This is a genomic window from Ruegeria sp. ANG-R, from assembly GCF_000813985.1.
Taxonomy (GTDB): Bacteria; Pseudomonadota; Alphaproteobacteria; order Rhodobacterales; family Rhodobacteraceae; genus Ruegeria.
This window is the reverse complement of record NZ_JWLJ01000002.1, coordinates 23,215-40,745: the sequence shown is the minus strand read 5'-3', so window position 1 is coordinate 40,745 and position 17,531 is coordinate 23,215. Positions and strand designations below refer to the sequence as shown.

Here is a 17,531-nt window from a genome sequence, read left to right as displayed (position 1 = left end):
TGGACCAAAGGGCAACCCTGCGTCAGGTTTTACCTCCGAGGTCTTTCAGGATCGGGCAGTCCGGGCGATCATCGCCGGCGCAGGCATCGATCAGATGGCTGAGCGTGTCGCGCATGTCTTTGAGGTCGGCGATTTTGGTATCGATCTGCGCCAGATGATCCCGCGCAACGCGTTTCACGTCCGAACTGGCCCGGGTTTCATCCTCATAAAGGGCCAAAAGCGTGCGGCAATCCTCGATGGTGAATCCCAGCGTACGGGCGCGGCCCAGAAAATTCAGTTTATGGATGTCCTGATCGCGGAACCGGCGATAGCCGTTGTCGTCGCGCAGTGGTTTGATGAGGTTGATATCCTCGTAATAGCGGATGGTTTTGGCCGGCAGCCCGGTGCGGGACGCGACATCTCCGATATTCATGCGGTTGCCTCCTGACCGGATACCTTCTGCTCTGTCCCGGGCAGGCTGGTCCGGATACGTCGCAGACGCAGCGCATTCGAGACGACAAAGACACTGGACAGCGCCATGGCCCCGGCTGCCAGCGCGGGTGAAAGCAAATGGCCGCCCAGTGGATATAACACGCCAGCCGCGACCGGGATCAGCAGCGTATTGTATCCAAATGCCCAACCCAGATTCTGACGGATATTGCGCATTGTGCGACGGCTGATCTCGACCGCATTGGCGACCCCGTGCAGATCGCCCGACATCAGCACCACATCCGCCGTTTCAATGGCTACATCGGTGCCCGTGCCAATTGCCACGCCGATATCCGCTGTCGCCAGCGCGGGTGCGTCATTGATCCCGTCACCAACAAATGCGAGTGTTCCAAACTGGCGCCGCAACGCTTCGATGGCATCAACCTTGCCCTGCGGAAGCACCTCGGCAGTGACATGGTCGATGCCCAGCCTATTGGCCAGCGCTTGCGCTGTTTGAGTGTTATCGCCCGTGACCATGGCCAGAGTCAGACCCATCTCGTGCAAACGTGCCAGCGCCTCGGGCGTGCCCGGCTTGATCGGGTCCGAGACCGCCAGCGCCGCAGCGGCTTTGCCGTCAATTGCCACATAGATCGGCGTAGCGCCCTCGGCAGCCCGCTTCTGCGCCTCGTGTCGCAACTCGCTAAGGTCGATCTTGTGTTGGTCCATAAGCCGGTCGGCGCCGATCAGAACCGAACGCCCTTCGATCCGCGCACACAGACCAAGGCCCGTCAGAGACTCGAACTCCTCTACATCGGGCAGTTCTTCCGGCCCCGCGCGGGTAATTGCGGTGGCGATCGGGTGTTCCGAGCGGGCCTCGGCAGCCGCAGACAGGCGCAGGACGTCGGTGCGGTCAAAGCTGTTTGTCGTAATGATGTCTTCCAGTTCCGGGCGGCCAAGTGTCAGCGTGCCGGTTTTGTCCAATGCGACGACCTTCGCCTGCTGCAAGAGCTGTAGCGCCTCACCCTTGCGGAACAGGACGCCAAGTTCAGCCGCGCGCCCGGTGCCGACCATGATTGATGTCGGCGTCGCCAGACCCATTGCGCAGGGGCAGGCGATGATCAGCACGGAAACCCCGGCCACCAGCGCCAGCGGCAGGGCCGGGGTCGGGCCGAAGAACAGCCATGCCGCAACCGTCAGCACGGCCAGGCCTATTACGGCGGGCACAAAGTAGTAGGTGATCCGATCCACCAACCCCTGAATCGGCAGCTTCGCCCCCTGCGCCTGCTCGACCATTTCGATGACCTGCGCCAGCACCGAGTCAGCGCCCACATGGGTCGCACGAATACGCAGCGCGCCGGTACCGTTTACCGTTCCACCGACAACCGGATCGCCCTTGGCTTTCCCTACCGGTACGGGTTCACCCGTGATCATGCTTTCATCGATATACGAGGTTCCGTCCAGCACGTCGCCGTCGACAGGCACGCGTTCACCCGGACGGATTTGCACGATGTCTCCGACCGCAATTTCGGCGATGGGCCGGTCGAGCGTGGTTCCGTCCCGCTCGACCCGTGCGGTTTTGGGTTGCAACCCGACCAGTTTGCGGATCGCCGCCCCGGTTCGCCCTTTGGCGCGGGCCTCCATCAGGCGGCCCAACAGGATCAGCACAACGATGACGGCTGCGGCTTCGAAATAGACATTGGCGGTGCCTTGCGGCAGTATCTGCGGCGCAAAGGTTGCCAGAACCGAGTACAGATATGCCGCCCCTGTCCCCAGCGCGACAAGCGCGTTCATATCGGGCGCTCCGCGCAGCAGCGAGGGGATACCTTTGGCATAAAACACTCGCCCCGGACCAATGAGGAGCGCCGAGGTCAGGGCAAACTGGATCAGGTGGCTCGTATGTGCGCCGATGGTTGCATGGACCCAATGGTGGAATGCAGGGATCAGATGCCCGCCCATTTCCAGTACGAACACCGGAAATGCCAGTGTAGCAGCAAAGATAGTGGCACGGCGCAAATCGGCAAGCGCATCGTCCTTGCCGTCGCGTTCTGCGGCACGGGTATCTGTTGGGCGTGACGGATATCCGGCCTCTGTCAGGGCTCTGGCCAGCGATACCGGTTCGGTCGCGCCCTCGGCATAGGTCACAGTGGCACTGTTGGTTGCCAGATTGACCGCCGCCTCTACCACGCCTGGGATTGCCCGCAAGGTACGCTCGATCCGGGCCACACATGACGCGCAGCTCATGCCGTCGACGTCCAGACGGATCTGCTGGGTTGCAGCCGGATATCCCGCCACTTCAAGCGCGCTCAGAACCTCGGCAAACGATTCATCATAGGTGATATCCGCCGTTTCGGTTGCGAAATTGACCTCAGCAGCGCGCACGCCCGGTGCCGCGAGCAGCGCCCCTTCGACCCGGCCAACGCACGAGGCGCAACCCATCCCGGTGATCCTGAAATGTGTATGCAGTGAATCGGACATGCGAGTCGTCCCGACAGTGAACTTCGTACTCCACATAGAGGTTCCAGTAACGGGAAGGTCAAGGGGCCAGTTCGCCTCTTTGCGCGATCGCCGCACCCGGCCTTTCGGCCTATCTATGCGCCTGCGGCCTTTAGCGCGGCGAGTTCCCTTTGCAATCTCTGGTTTTCCGCCTGCAACACCGCCAGTTGCTGGCCCAGATCGTTCAGATGGGGTCGAAGCTCGGCTTCGGTGAAACGCGGGGTTATATGGCGAGGGCAATTCCAGTCGAGCGCTTCGACCTTGATGATCGCGGCGCGTTCGGCCTCGGTCTCGGCGCCTTCAATATAGAGATCGGCTGCTGCCTCGGCACCTTCCGAAAACGCCATTCGCCCGAGAATCTTGAGGCGGCGCTTGTTCGCATAATCCATCAGAATCAAAGCCACGCGATTGTTGCCATCGAGATTTCCACGAGAGATATACTGTTTGTTTCCCGATAAATCCGCATAACCGATAGTTTGCGGATCGAGCACTTTCAGAAACCCGACCGGCCCGCCGCGAAACTGAACATAGGGCCAGCCGGTCTCGGACACGGTGGCCTGATAGAAGCCATCACGGGCACGTATGAATGCCTCTTCCGCCGGGCCGATTTGATGGCCCTGCCTTGGTCCGGTTTCGATGAATTTCGTGTAGGTCGCGGCAGAGCCCATTCGCTCCTGATGCGCACGAACGGCTGGTGTGAAGGTCAGTTCAGAAAAGGCGCGGGGCATTGCAGTGTCTCCTGGGATCTGCGGTGGCTGATCCTAAATATGAGCGGGGCCGCCCGGTCTGTCAGGGGGACGAACGCAGATGTGAACACATCGCCCTGCGGATCGCTGTCTGTTCCAAACGACGTTGCGTAGCGCTTGACGCGGACGCCACGTCACACGGATTGGAAGGAAACGCACGGGAGAGTAGCCTTGAGCAAACATCTGATCTGGAGAGCTTTTGATGTCGCTTTTTACCAGCACCGCTGCCTGGGTTACTGACGAACACCGGATGTTTGCCGAAATGGCGGGCCGGTTCATGGATGATGCGCTGGTGCCCAACACCGAGAAATGGGCCGAGAATGGCGTGGTTGACCGCGCGTTCTGGCGTCAGGCGGGTCAGACGGGTCTGATGGCCGGTTCGATTGCCGAAGAATATGGTGGCGTGGGCGGCGGAATGGGTTTCGATTCCGTGACTTTGTATGAGCAGGCCGCACGTGGGGATGCAGGCTGGGGCTTTGGTATCCAGTCCATCGTGACTCATTATATCACCACCTATGGCAGCGAGGGCCAGAAGCAGAAATGGCTTCCGAAGCTCGCGTCGGGCGAGATGATCGGTGCGCTGGCGATGACCGAACCGGGCACCGGATCGGATGTGCAGGCGGTGAAGACGACGGCAGAGAAAGACGGTAATTCCTATCGGCTCAATGGGTCCAAGATTTTCATTACGAACGGGCAATCTGCCGATCTGGTCATCGTTGCGGCTAAAACTGACAAGTCTCTGGGGGCAAAAGGCGTATCTCTGATCGCGGTCGAAACGGAGGGGGCCGAGGGGTTTCGGAGGGGGCGAAACCTCAAGAAGCTTGGTATGAAAGGCAACGATACGGCTGAGCTGTTCTTCGAGGACGTCAAAGTGCCGATGACGCACCTGTTGGGGCCGGAGGAGGGGGAGGGTTTCTATCAATTGATGAAACAGCTGCCTTGGGAGCGTCTGACCATCGGGATCATGGCGCTGGGCGCAATCGATTTCGCCATCGCCGAGACCGTGAAATACGTACAGGAACGTAAAGCCTTTGGGCAGCGCGTGATGGATTTCCAGAACACCCGGTTCAAGCTGGCTGAGTGCAAAACCAAAGCTGAAGTACTGCGCAGTTTTGTCAATGATTGCATTGGCAAACTGGAGGCCGGTGAGTTGGATGCCGCCACGGCCTCGATGGTGAAATACTGGGGTTCGGAAGTGCAGAACGAGGTTATGCACGAATGCCTGCAATTGTTTGGCGGATACGGGTTCATGATGGAATACCCGATTGCGCGGCTCTATGCAGATGCGCGAGTCCAAATGATCTACGGCGGGACCAACGAAGTGATGAAAGAGCTCATCGCCCGCTCGCTGGATGTCTGACTCAAAGCACTCCCGCCCGTCGTCGACATTCCTGACGGAACGTCTCCTCCCGTTGGGCCAGGCAGGCGCGGGCGCAGCCCGCGCCTGCCTGGCCTCCCCGCCGTCCGCAGGACGCAAGGCCGAAGGCCGCGCAATCATTGGCTTGCATTGACATTGATGCCACACAATTCGCCTGCCATTGTGATCATGGGATGGTCCGACCGAGAGGAAACCTGCCATGACTGTGTCCAACAAAGACCGGATATGTGCGTTACTGAAAAGCATCGAGACCGGTGACCCGGGCCCGGTATCGGTCGTGAACGAAGCTCGGTACATTCAGCACAATCCGCAAACCCATGAAGGCAGTGAAGGGCTGGCGGCCTTGTTCAAGCGCTTGTCTGAAACCTCACCGCGTGTGAACATCGTGCGTGCGTTTGAAGACGGTGCATTTGTTTTTGCGCATACGGAATACGATTTCTCACGCCGGAATATCGGCTTCGAAGTGTTTCGCTTTGAAGATGGCCAGGCCGTTGAGCATTGGGACAATATCCAGAAACGGCAAGGTCCGAATGGTGCGGGGCGCAGCATGGTGGATGGTCCAACTGAGGTTCGAGATGTAGAGAAAACCGAGGAGAACCGGACCTTTGTGCGTACTTTCGTTGAAACGGCGTTGATTGCAGGAGATCTGAACCAGATGGATATCTGTATAGACACCGCAACTTTTGTGGAGCACAGCCCGCGTTTCTCCGATAACCTGACAGCCCTGCGGGCTGAGCTATCTGATCCGGGCATTGTGAACTATCAACATATTCATCGGGTTTTGGCCGAGGGTGATTTCGTTCTGACCGTGTGTGAAGGCGAATATATGGGTGCCCACAGTTCATTCTACGATCTGTTTCGCGTGGCTGACGGCAAGATCGTCGAGCACTGGGACACAGTTGAAGCCATTGCGCCGCGTAGCGCCTGGAAGAATGACAACGGTAAGTTCTGAACTGGTTTTAAGACACGGTATCGGTCTCTAACTGGTCTTTGACCCAATCCTGGAAAGACCGCAGCGGCTCTGGTGTGGAACGGTCACTGGGCCAGACCAGATAGTAGCTGCCTAGGCTGACGCTTGGTCCATCCCACGCCTGAACAAGCCGCCCGGCGCTCAAATCGTCCTGCACCAGATAAGACGGTAACAGAGCCACACCCAGCCCATGGATCGTGGCCTGAATCATGGTTGAAAACTGGTCGAACAGCATTCCACGCAGGCCTGTGACAGCGTGCCCTTGCATCTCGAACCACCGCTCCCAGGCGTCTGGCCGCGAGTCCAGATGCAACAGAGGTGCGGAACGTAGCGCATCTAAATTATCGAGACCGGCAGCAAGGGACGGGGCGCAGACGGGTAGGACCTCTTCCCGCATGATGGGCAGATAGTGGACGCTGGCCCAGTCCTGCTGGCCGAAGTGGATGGCGGCATCAAACGGTTCAGAGGTGAAATCGAAGGGTTGCAGCCGAGTGCCCAGATTGACCGTGACCTCAGGGTGGCAACGCGCAAAATCCTGTAAGCGAGGTGCAAGCCAGTGCATTCCGAACGCGGGGAGGATCGATAGATCGAGCGATCCGCCTGCCGGGTTTGCTTTGAGTTTCAGTGCGGCCTGCGCCAACTCCTGCACCGCGGACCTTGCGGTTTGCACATAATCTTTGGCCGCAGGTGTCAGGTGCAGTCGCATCTGGCTGCGCTCGATCAGTTGAACCCCAAGCTGGTCTTCCATGGTCTTCAACTGCCGGCTGATTGCGCTTTGCGTCAATGATAGCTCGGCGGCTGCAGCCGATGCGCTTCCCAGCCGGTCCACGGCCTCGAGCGCGAGCAGGGACGAGATCGAGGGCAAAAACCGTCGTGGCGCAATCATATGACAAATCCTCATACCTTCTAAACGCAATAACACTGGTTTTTTCCAGTCGCCAGAGCGATGAGTGCTGGAGCGCATTGCCATATGTGATCTTGAAACTCCCGCCGGAGCGCGGGACAAAACAAGAGGCGGCGTGAGCCCTCACCGAAGGTGGAAGCCGATGATACAGAGCAGATAAAGCGAGAGCCATGGACCGCGCCCAGATCGTACATGAGAATTTTCTGAAACGCGTCGCAGATCGTGACCTTCCCGACGGCGCGCCACCGCGTCAGGGGTTGAGCGGCACCGACGCCGTTTCACTGTTCCGGTCGCAAGTTCTTAGCCGGGCGTTGGATAGAACCAGCCGTGCGATGCAGAAGGCCGGGCAGGGGTTCTACACGATTGGCTCATCGGGGCATGAGGGTATGGCCGCAGTCGCTCAGGCCCTGCGTCCGACCGACATCGCCTTTCTGCATTATCGTGATGCGGCCTTCCAGATCGCGCGGGCAGAGCAGGTGCCGGGTCAGCAGATCACGTGGGATATGCTGCTCAGCTTCGCTTGCTCGAAAGAGGACCCGACCTCAGGTGGGCGGCATAAGGTGTTGGGGTCGAAGGAACTGATGATTCCACCGCAGACCTCGACGATCGCTAGCCATCTTCCCAAAGCGGTAGGTGCAGCCTATGCGTTGGGGGCTGCACGTCGGAATCCGCCGGAACATCGCGCATTGCCGGAAGACGGGATCGCGATGTGTTCATTTGGAGACGCTTCGGCCAATCACTCGACCGCACAGGGGGCGATTAACACCGCAGGCTGGACCAGCGTGCAATCGACGCCGCTGCCACTGCTTTTCGTGTGCGAAGACAATGGAATTGGCATCTCGGTCAAAACGCCCAAAGGCTGGATTCAGGCATCGATGGAGCATAGGCCGGGGATCAGGTACTTTCAGGCCAATGGGCTGGATATTTATGAAACCTATGCCGTTGCGAAAGAAGCTGCGGACTACGTCCGCAAGCGTCGGAAACCGGCCTTCCTGCATCTGAAAACTGTGCGCCTCTATGGTCATGCCGGGGCGGATGTGCCCACGACATACCTGCCGAAATCCGAAGTTGAGGCGGATGAGGCCAACGATCCGTTGCTACATACCGTGCGCTTGTTGGATCAGGCGGGGGCGCTATCGCCAGATCAGGCATTAAAAACCTATCGCGATACCTGTGCCCGCACGGATCGCGTCGCTACTGAAGCTGCAACACGCCCGCATTTGGCCAATGCATCCGAGGTGATGGCCAGCCTGATCCCTCCCAAACGCACCTGCAAGCCTAACAATGGGCCAGACGCAGGGACGCGTGCGAGAGCCTTTGGGGGCGACATGCGTGCGATGGCCGAGCCGCACCCGATGAGCCGTCTGATCAACTGGGCGCTGACCGATCTGATGCTGGAACATGGCGAAATCGTCTGCATGGGCGAAGATGTCGGACGCAAGGGCGGCGTCTATGGCGTGACACAGAAATTGCAGCAGCGCTTCGGCCCTGATCGGGTGATTGATACGTTGCTGGATGAACAATCCATTCTCGGCCTCGCAATCGGCATGGGCCATAACGGGTTCGTCCCGATCCCAGAGATTCAATTTCTGGCCTATCTGCACAATGCCGAAGATCAGATAAGGGGTGAGGCTGCCACGTTGCCGTTCTTCTCGAACGGACAGTTTTCGAACCCGATGGTTCTGAGGATCGCCGGGTTGGGATATCAGAAGGGCTTTGGTGGCCATTTCCACAATGACAATTCTCTGGCGGTACTGCGCGACATTCCTGGCGTGATCATCGCTTGCCCGTCGAATGGGGCCGATGCGGCGCAGATGTTGCGCGAATGTGTGCGACTGGCGCGTGAAGAGCAGCGTGTTGTCGTGTTTCTTGAACCGATTGCGCTCTATCCGATGCGCGATTTGCATGGGGCACAGGATGGCGGATGGATGACCACCTATCCGTCCCCGGATCAAAGGATCGCGCTGGGCGAGGTTGGTGTGCATGGCGATGGCACTGATTTGGCCATCGTGACTTATGGCAATGGGCACTACCTGTCTCATCAGGCCCTTCCGGAACTGCGTGAAGCGGGTCTGAGCACCCGGATTATCGACATGCGCTGGCTGGCTCCGTTACCGGTTGAGGCGCTGCGCGAGGCTACCAAAACATGCAAGCATGTTTTGATTGTGGACGAATGCCGGCGGACAGGCAGCCAGTCCGAGGCATTGATGACTTTCTTCGCCGAAGAAAGTCCCTCCACCTCAATCGCGCGCGTTGTTGCCGAGGATTGCTTTATCGCCACCGGACCGGCCTATGCTGCACCTCTGCCGTCAAAAGATGGAATAGTTGACGTCGCTTTGGCTTTGACCGGAGGGAAATCATGACCCGCACCGCTGTTGTGATCTGCCCGGGCCGGGGCACCTATAACAAACCCGAGCTTGGCTATCTGCATCGCCACCACGCGGATCGCATGGATTTGTTCCGCAGCTTCGATGCCATTCGTTCCGAGAGGGGACAAGATGCGATAACAGCGCTTGATGCGGCCGATCGTTATAGTGTTGGGACGTATTCGCGTGGCGACGTGGCCTCGCCTCTGATCTACGCAGCGTCGCTGGGAGACGCGCAAGCGCTGGCTGAAGATATCGAAGTGGTCGCGGTGACCGGCAATTCGATGGGCTGGTACATCGCACTGGCAGCTGCAGGTGCGCTGACTGCCGAGAACGGCTTTCGTGTGGTCAACACGATGGGCACGCTGATGCAGGAGCATCTGATCGGTGGACAATTGGTGTATCCGTTCATGGGCGAAGGCTGGAACAGCGATCCGAAGCGCAAGGCCGAAGTGCAGGACGAGGTCGCGCGGATCAACGCGTTGAAAGATCATGTTCTGGCGCTTTCTATCGATCTTGGCGGGATGCTTGTGCTGGCCGGGAATGAGGCCGGATTGAAAGCGTTTGAGGCCAGCCAACCCAGGGTACAGGATCGGTTCCCATTGCGATTGGCCAATCATGCCGCATTCCATACCGCGCTGCAGGCGTCGGTGGCTGCGGAAGGCCGGGCCCGGCTCGGCGCCGATCTTTTTGGACAACCCGCGTGCCCGATGATCGATGGGCGCGGCAAGATCTGGTGGCCCGGGGCGACGGATACAGAGGCATTGCGGGACTATACACTCGGCCATCAGGTGACCGAGACCTATGATTTCACGCGCGCCATCCAGACCGCCGCGCGCGAGTTTGCACCCGACTTGTTCATTGTTACCGGCCCCGGTGCGACACTTGGCGGCGCGGTGGCGCAGTCTTTGATACTGGCTCAGTGGCGGGGTATGGTGGACAAGGCGTCGTTCCACTCGCTGCAGCAGGCGGACCCGTTCCTGATTGCCATGGGGCGGGATGACCAGCGCGCCTTAGCAACCGGCTGAGACCCGCCCGATGACCACCGAAACCCTGACGAGGTTCCGTCATGCGTGACTATGATCTTTCGCTTTGGCGACAGACCAATTGCGAACGGTTGGACGCGCGACCGCTTTCGGGTGACGTGACGGTCGATCTTGCGGTCATTGGGGGTGGGTACACCGGATGTTCTGCCGCGTTGAGGGCCGCACAAGCGGGCGCGTCTGTCTGTCTACTTGAGGCGCATCAGATCGGGCATGGCGGATCGGGGCGGAATGTCGGGCTGGTCAATGCGGGGCTCTGGTTGCCGCCCGATGAGATACGGGGACATTTGGGGCAAGAGGCGGGCAACCGGCTGATCGAGCTGTTGACCAATGCGCCTACAGAGGTTTTTGACCTGATCGGCACGCATGGGATCGCATGTGAACCTGTCCGAAACGGAACTCTGCACTGCGCGCATTCGGCCTCGGGCTATCAGGACTTGCAGACGCGACATGCGCAACTCAGCGGTGCGGGCGCGCCGGTCGAACTGCTCGATGCCGAGACTGCTCGCCTGCGTACGGGTAGCGCGGCAGTGCATGGCGCACTGTTTGACCCCCGCGCCGGCACCATTCAGCCGCTGGCTTATGTGGTCGGACTGGCGCGGGCCGCGCAAGAGGCAGGGGCGCGAATTCATACCCAAAGTCCGGTTCAGTCTCTGCAGCAGGAAGCGGCGGGCTGGGTTATACAAGGCAAGACCGGGACCGTGCGCGCCAGATCGGTCATTCAGGCGACAAACGCCTATCATCAGGGCATTGCCGATACGGCGCCTGACTATGTGCCGGTCTATTACTTTCAGTACGCCACCGCACCGCTGTCACATAATCTGCGGGCCAGCATTTTGCCCCAAGGCGAAGGATGCTGGGATACCGGTCTGATCATGACGTCGTTCCGTCTGGATCAGGCGGGCCGGTTCATCATAGGCGGCATGGGCGAACTGAGCAGCGCTGGTGGCTTCGCACACAAAGCCTGGGTCAAACGCAAACTGGCGGCGCTGTACCCGCAACTGACCGGTCAACCGCTTTCCGAGGGCTGGCAAGGGCGGATTGCCATGACCGCGGATCACATCCCCAAGATTACTCAGATCGGTCCGAATGCACTGTCCGTGCATGGGTTTTCGGGGCGCGGCATCGGGCCGGGCACCGTATTCGGACGGTTGATGGCAGAGAGCCTGCTGAACGAAGACCCCTCGGTACTGCCCGTGCTGCCGGTGTCGGAATACAGCGAAAACTGGACCGGCCTACGCCGCGCGTTTTTCGAATCCGGCGCGGCGCTGACGCATTTCATTAAGGCGCGGTTCTGACGCTAGACTGAGCGCGTGATGCCTCCATCGACGCGAATATTCTGCCCGGTGATGTAGCCTCCGCCCTCGGACGCGAGCATGGCCACGACCGAGGCGATCTCATCGTAGCTGCGCCCATAGCGGCCCAGTGGAATGCGGGCGCGGAATTCCTCTTTTTCGGGCAGGCTGTCGATGAAACCCGGCAAGACGTTGTTCATGCGGATGTTGTCGACGGCATATTGGTCCGAGAACAGCTTGGTGAACGCCGCCAGCCCGGCGCGGAATACGCCTGAGGTGGGAAAGACCGGGTCGGGTTCAAATGCGGCAAAGGTCGAGATATTGATGATCGCTCCGCCCCCCTGCGCCTGCATGATCGGTGTCACCAGCCGCGTGGGCCGCACGGCATTCATGAAATAGACATCCATGCCTGCATGCCAGTCCTCATCCGTCAGTTCCAGCACCGGGGCGCGCGGGCCATGGCCTGCGGAATTGACCAGCACATCGATCCTCCCCCAATGGGACATTGCGGCATCGACCAGCGTCTTCAGATCGTCGTTCGACTGGTTCGAACCGGTGATGCCCACACCACCCAGTTCATGCGCCAGAGTCTCTCCTTTTCCCGAGGATGAGAGAATGCCGACTTTGAACCCATCTGCGGCCAGCCGTTTGGCCGAGTCCGCGCCCATGCCGCTGCCGCCAGCCGTGATTAATGCAACTTTTGTCATCTTTTCGCTCCGATGCGTTGTTTGCATCGAAAATGGGCGTCTTTGGCCTGTTTGACCAATCAGTTCTGCTGCGTTAAACCTGTAGAAAATCTACAGGCTTTGGCCATGACAGCTCTCCCACCCCTCAATGCACTGCGCGCCTTCGAGGCTTCCGCGCGCCATCTGAACTTTCGCTTGGCTGCAGAAGAGCTGAGCGTCACTCAGGGCGCCGTTGCCCAACAGGTCCGGGGGCTTGAGGCGCGATTGGGGGCCAGTCTGTTTGAACGATTGCCGCGCGGATTACGCCTGACCGAAGCGGGGCGTAGATTCCATGCCCCCTTGCGGCGGGCCTTTCGTCTGATCGAGGAGGCTGTGGATGACCTGTCGGGTCAACGTCAGATCACCATCTCTGTCACGCCCAGCTTTGCCTCGAAATGGCTGGTGCCGCGCCTGAGTGGTTTCATGGCCAGCCATCCCGATGTCTCGGTGCAGGTTGACGCGGGTGAGCGGTTGGCCGACTTTCGGTCGGACGGGATTGACATTGCGGTGCGCCAAAGCCGTGCGTCGATTGCGCCGGACCTGATTGCAACACCGCTGTTTTCAACCGAGTTCGTTGTGGTGTGCAGCCCGGAACTGGCGGTGCAGATCACCGGACCGGCCGACCTTACGAAACATGTGCTGCTCAGCGACTCGCACGGGTTGTGGCCGCTGTTTCTTGAACGGGCAGGGGTCGAGGGTCGTCCTCGGACGATGAGTTTCAGCCAGACGAGCCTTGCGATAGATGCGGCAATCTCGGGTCAGGGTTTTGCCTTGGCCAATGCGCCGCTTGTTTCGGCGGAACTGGATGCGGGGCGGCTGGTGCAGCCCCTGTCTGAGGTTCTGGTCGACGATCTGAGCTTTTTCATCGTGACCCCTAAAAAACCACGCCAGCCGGAGTTGGTGAAGCAGATGCGCGACTGGCTATTGTCTCAGGTCTGAAGCGTCGCCGCGATGGTCTCGATCCGGCCGCGCAACCAGCGATGTGCCGGATCATTGGCCGACCGCTGATGCCAGACCATGTAAATCGATACCGGATCACATTCGAACGGCAACGGTGCGCAATCCAGATCGGCCAGCGGACCCTGTTTCATCAGCGCCGTATCGGTTGAGATCAGATCGCTGCCTTTCACGAAGGGCGGAATTGCGTTGAAATGCGGCAAGGTCACGACTGGTGGCCTGATTTGGCTCTGATCTACCCCGCGCATCACGGCACGGGCGTTGCGGCCATCGGTAAAGCGCACTTCGACATGGTCACTGTCGCAATAAGCCCGCCAGTTCTGTGGAGGGTCCCGGTGCGCAGCGTCGTAGAACACCATAAGCGGGCTGGTCACCAGCCGTTTCTGAAAGATATCCGGCCCATCCGGTGGAAGTGGAGTTAGCATCAACTGGCACCGATCGCTCCGTAGTAGGTCCGGGTCGGGAACGCCCGAGGGGATGAACTCCATCCGCAGCCGGACCCCTTCGGCCCTTGCCGTTAGCAGCAGGCCGGGAAAGATCAGCTCTCGCGGCATATCATTCGCGGCGATCTTGACCTCTATCTGTTCGGACAGCGGATCAAACGGGCGCTCTTCCGTGAGGGCGCGCATGTTATCCAACACGCGTTGAACCGGCTCTTTCAACGACAAAGCGCGTTCGGTCGGGGTCAGCCCCTGACCAGAGCGTACAAACAGCGGATCACCCAGTACCTGCCGCAACCTGCCCAGCGTATGGCTGATGGCTGATTGTGTCACGCCCAGCCGATCAGCGGCTTTTGAAACCGAGTTCTCCTCGAGTATCGTCAGAAATACTCTTAGGACTTTGCCATCCAGATCGGTGAAATCAATTTTCCTCATACCATCTATGATTATTCATGAGTGGATTTGGTGTCCATGCCGGGTTAGGGGGAGGGCAGCAAGCAGGAGGCGCGCGATGGGGACCCGCTTTTTTTCAGACAAGAACCGACCCGTTCACATGGGGCCATACCCCCTGGAACGGTTGGCGCGGCAGGATCGGATACCCGACCTGACCGTGGTTTCCCCCATGCGCAGCCTCAGCTTTCATCGGCCTGATCAGCCCGAAAGCATCGTAAACGCGATGGGTGAGTTTCAGGCGATGATGGACGCGATCCGCGATGGGTTCGTGAATCCGGTCGCCTCGGAAATCCCCGCTGACCCTGTTGATCGCGCCACCCACCTGAAAGCTTTCGGCTATTTCAACGATGCATCGATGATGGGCTGCGGACCGCTTTCTTCTGGCGCGATGCTGCCCGAGCCGCGGCGCAATCCGGATATCGACCGGCTGGCCCATGCACTTAAGACGCGGCAGACCAAGACGCTGGCGTCGGGCATCGATGTGATCATGGCCGATCTGAAGGAAAGCATGGAGGCCTCCCCCAAGCCCATCGGCAGCCATCGCCACGCAATCGTGTTTCTGTATGAATTCAACCGCGACCCTGACCCTTCGGAGCCGGGGGCCGATTGGATCGCTGATGCGCAGGATCACCGCGCCTGTCTGTTGGCCACCGAGAATGCGGTGGTGATCGCCAACTACATCCGATTGCTGGGTTTTGACGCGCGGGCGCATTCGGCGATGTCGTCCGAGGTTGATCTCGACAAACTGGCTGTGGCGGCAGGTCTGGCTTCGGTGGAGGACGGTGAAGTCGTTGTGCCGTGGCTCGGCAAACGCTTTGGGCTTGCCGCTGTCACCACCGAAATGGAAATTGGGCACGACCGCCCGCTTTGCCCCATGGCGGAACAACCGTGGTTCCGCACGCAAGGCCCGGCGTGGTGGCTGGGGGCGGGGTTTGCGAAGAATGCGCTGAATCGCGACCCTTATGCCAAACGCCGGTATGTCGACGGTGCACATCCGTTTGAAAACCTTAAACGCGTTGATCGTCCCACGACCTATATCGACGAGGAAAACGTCGCCCGTGTCCCCAAACGAGCCGATATGTTCGCGCGTGCGCAATTCGGTGACATGGGCAAAAACCTGCAGGAGGCGGCCAAGGGCGGGTATTATGTCCGAAAGGCGGCGCCCAGCTTTGCGCAGCGCCGTGCGCTGGGCGCGTTTGTCCTGTTGCAGGATGGCGAAAGCGCTGACCTCACCCAAACATCGGATGCCGACCGAAACGCGGCCAACATCAAGGCCGCGACCTATTTTCTGGGCGTCGATGCCGTTGGCCTCAGCCGGTGCCCGGAATGGAGCTGGTATTCCCACGACGCGACCGGCGAGGAGATCACCCCACCTCACGATCAGGCCATCAGCATGATCATCGATCAGGGTTACGAAACGATGGAAGGCGCCAGCGGTGACGATTGGATCAGCGTGGCCCAGTCGATGCGGGCCTATCTGCGGTTTTCGCTTCTGGGCGGCGTGATCGCGCAGCAGATCCGCAATCTCGGCTACAAGGCAAAGGCCCATACGGTGATGGATGGGGAGGTGTTGCAGCCACCGCTGTTGTTGCTGTCGGGGCTGGGAGAGGTCAGCCGGATCGGAGAGGTCATTCTGAACCCCTACCTTGGCCCACGCCTGAAATCCGGCGTGGTGACAACAGATATGCCAATGGCGCATGACAAACCCATCGACTTTGGCCTGCAGACCTTTTGTGAGGCTTGCAACAAGTGCGCGCGGGAATGCCCGTCCGGCGCGATCACCGCCGGGCCGAAGCTGATGTTCAACGGCTATGAAATCTGGAAATCCGACAGCCAGAAATGCGCGACCTACCGGGTTACGACGCCAGGCGGGGCGATGTGTGGGCGCTGCATGAAAACCTGTCCGTGGAATCTTGAAGGCATCTTCAAGGAACGCCCGTTCCGTTGGGCTGCGATGAGTTTCCCAAAAGCGGCTCCGGCGTTGGCGAAATTGGATGATGCGGTCGGTAATGGCGGTTTGAACGACATCAAGAAATGGTGGTGGGATATCGAGCTTGAGCCCGACGGCGCCTATCGCCCGACACGACATCCCCTGAACCGGCGCGATCTGCAAAAGGACCTCGATCTGAAATACGAGGACCAGACGCTTGCGGTCTATCCGGCCTACCTTGCGCCGCACCCGTGGCCTTACCCGTTTGCGATGGACCGCGAGGCGGGGATTGCGGCCTACGAGGCGATGCTGACCGCCGATGAATACAAGGCCCGCAAGGCTGCGGGCGATATGTCGGTCATCCACCGCTATCAGATCGCCGGGGACGCTCCGGTGATGCGGGTTGAACTGACAAAAGTCGACAAGATGACGGCCGATGTTACCAAGTACGAATTCTCGACCCTCAATGGTGCGCCGCTGCCTGAATGGACTGCGGGCGCACATCTGGACGTGCTGGTCGCGCCCGAGTTTCTGCGGCAGTACTCCATGTCTGGCGACCCGTCCGATCGGACAACCTACCAGATCGGTGTGCTGCGTGAGGACGAGGGACGCGGCGGATCAGCCCTGTTGCATCGCATCTTCAGCGAAGGGCGCAAGGTTTTCATCTCGAAACCCATCAACCATTTCGAACTGGACGAGACCGCCTCGAATACCTTCCTGATGGGGGGTGGCATTGGAATTACGCCGATGATTGCCTTTGCACATCGGTTGTACGCTCTGGGCAAACCGTTCGAGCTGCATTATTCCGCCAGCACCCGCGCCGGAGCAGGGTATCTGGATGATCTGGCCGCGATGCCCTGGGCGGATCTTGTGCATTACCATTTCTCCGATGAAGGCACCCGTGCCGATCTGGATGTGATCCTTGGCGGCTATCAGGACGGCTGGCATGTCTATACCTGCGGCCCTGATCGGTTCATGGACGGCGTGATGCAGGCTGCCGAAGCGCAGGGATTCCCCGAGGAGGCGCGGCACTTGGAATACTTCTCGGTTCCCGAGCAGCCAGAATACGAGAATCACGCCTTTACCCTGAAGCTGGCAAGATCGGGCCGGGATCTGACGGTGCCAGCCGACAAGGACGCGGCTCAGGTTCTGAACGAGGCGGGGATTCACGTCGATGTCAAATGCTCGGACGGTATCTGCGGCGTCTGCAAATGCGGTGTGATCTCGGGCGACATCGAACATCGTGACTTTGTTCTGTCGAACAAACAGCGTGAGGATGCGATCATCCTGTGCCAAAGCCGCGCTGCGGAAAAAGATGGCGTGATCGAGATCGACCTCTGATCAACGTCTGAATCCGACATACCTGCACCAAAAAATAGGTCGTGCTTGCCATGGACGAAGTGCGGTTGCTGCACTAACGTCC

The 17,531-nt window shown here is 59.6% G+C and carries 13 protein-coding genes; 7 read left to right on the top strand and 6 right to left on the bottom strand.

Going from position 1 to position 17,531, the window contains the following annotated elements:
* Window positions 1-22: 22 nt before the first annotated feature.
* The 3 genes from cueR to RA27_RS09020 form a co-directional block, all read right to left on the bottom strand.
* Window positions 23-412, bottom strand: coding sequence for a Cu(I)-responsive transcriptional regulator (gene cueR / locus RA27_RS09030; protein ID WP_039537467.1), 390 nt, complete (start codon window positions 410-412; stop codon window positions 23-25).
* Window positions 409-2,883, bottom strand: coding sequence for a heavy metal translocating P-type ATPase (locus tag RA27_RS09025; protein WP_039537464.1), 2,475 nt, complete (start codon window positions 2,881-2,883; stop codon window positions 409-411). Before RA27_RS09025 ends, cueR begins: the two co-directional genes overlap by 4 nt.
* Window positions 2,884-2,996: 113 nt before the next feature.
* Window positions 2,997-3,629, bottom strand: a complete 633-nt coding sequence (locus tag RA27_RS09020; protein ID WP_039537461.1) for a pyridoxamine 5'-phosphate oxidase family protein — start codon at window positions 3,627-3,629, stop codon at window positions 2,997-2,999.
* A gap of 220 nt (window positions 3,630-3,849) precedes the next feature.
* On the opposite strand from RA27_RS09020, the gene RA27_RS09015 reads away from it, so the two are divergent.
* Both RA27_RS09015 and RA27_RS09010 read left to right on the top strand, forming a co-directional pair.
* Window positions 3,850-5,007: an acyl-CoA dehydrogenase family protein gene (locus tag RA27_RS09015; protein ID WP_039537458.1), complete on the top strand. Its 1,158-nt coding sequence runs from the start codon at window positions 3,850-3,852 to the stop codon at window positions 5,005-5,007.
* Window positions 5,008-5,224: 217 nt separating this feature from the next.
* Window positions 5,225-5,977 carry a nuclear transport factor 2 family protein gene (locus RA27_RS09010; protein ID WP_039537455.1) on the top strand — a complete coding sequence of 251 codons (753 nt, stop codon included), beginning with the start codon at window positions 5,225-5,227 and terminating at the stop codon, window positions 5,975-5,977.
* A gap of 7 nt (window positions 5,978-5,984) precedes the next feature.
* Here the strand turns inward: RA27_RS09010 and RA27_RS09005 are convergent, their stop codons facing one another.
* Entirely contained in the window at window positions 5,985-6,881 is an 897-nt protein-coding gene (locus RA27_RS09005) for a LysR substrate-binding domain-containing protein (RefSeq protein WP_039537452.1), read from the bottom strand.
* A gap of 188 nt (window positions 6,882-7,069) precedes the next feature.
* Here RA27_RS09005 and RA27_RS09000 point away from each other — a divergent pair, with 188 nt between their 5' ends.
* The 3 genes from RA27_RS09000 to RA27_RS08990 are packed head-to-tail and all read left to right on the top strand — an operon-like array spanning window position 7,070 to window position 11,606.
* Window positions 7,070-9,262 carry a thiamine pyrophosphate-dependent enzyme gene (locus RA27_RS09000; RefSeq protein ID WP_039537449.1) on the top strand — a complete coding sequence of 731 codons (2,193 nt, stop codon included), beginning with the start codon at window positions 7,070-7,072 and terminating at the stop codon, window positions 9,260-9,262.
* Entirely contained in the window at window positions 9,259-10,293 is a 1,035-nt protein-coding gene (locus RA27_RS08995; protein ID WP_039537448.1) for an acyl carrier protein, read from the top strand. The genes RA27_RS09000 and RA27_RS08995 overlap by 4 nt, the downstream gene beginning before the upstream one ends.
* 41 nt (window positions 10,294-10,334) lie before the next feature.
* On the top strand, window positions 10,335-11,606 hold the full coding sequence (locus RA27_RS08990; RefSeq protein ID WP_039537445.1) for an FAD-binding oxidoreductase: 1,272 nt from the start codon (window positions 10,335-10,337) through the stop codon (window positions 11,604-11,606).
* 2 nt (window positions 11,607-11,608) lie between these two features.
* Here RA27_RS08990 and RA27_RS08985 read toward each other — a convergent pair whose 3' ends face one another.
* Window positions 11,609-12,310, bottom strand: coding sequence for an SDR family oxidoreductase (locus RA27_RS08985; protein WP_193746489.1), 702 nt, complete (start codon window positions 12,308-12,310; stop codon window positions 11,609-11,611).
* A 105-nt stretch (window positions 12,311-12,415) separates the two neighbouring features.
* Between RA27_RS08985 and RA27_RS08980 the strand changes: the two genes are divergently transcribed.
* The gene (locus RA27_RS08980) at window positions 12,416-13,267 is read left to right on the top strand and encodes a LysR substrate-binding domain-containing protein (protein WP_039537438.1); all 852 of its coding nucleotides are present in this window, start codon (window positions 12,416-12,418) and stop codon (window positions 13,265-13,267) included.
* Here RA27_RS08980 and RA27_RS08975 read toward each other — a convergent pair.
* A complete protein-coding gene (locus tag RA27_RS08975) occupies window positions 13,258-14,160 on the bottom strand; it encodes a LysR family transcriptional regulator (protein ID WP_039537436.1) in 903 nt (300 codons plus the stop codon). The genes RA27_RS08980 and RA27_RS08975 overlap by 10 nt on opposite strands.
* Before the next feature lie 76 nt (window positions 14,161-14,236).
* On the opposite strand from RA27_RS08975, the gene RA27_RS08970 reads away from it, so the two are divergent.
* Complete coding sequence (locus tag RA27_RS08970; protein ID WP_039537433.1) at window positions 14,237-17,449, top strand: reductive dehalogenase; 3,213 nt, start codon at window positions 14,237-14,239, stop codon at window positions 17,447-17,449.
* Window positions 17,450-17,531 lie beyond the last annotated feature (82 nt).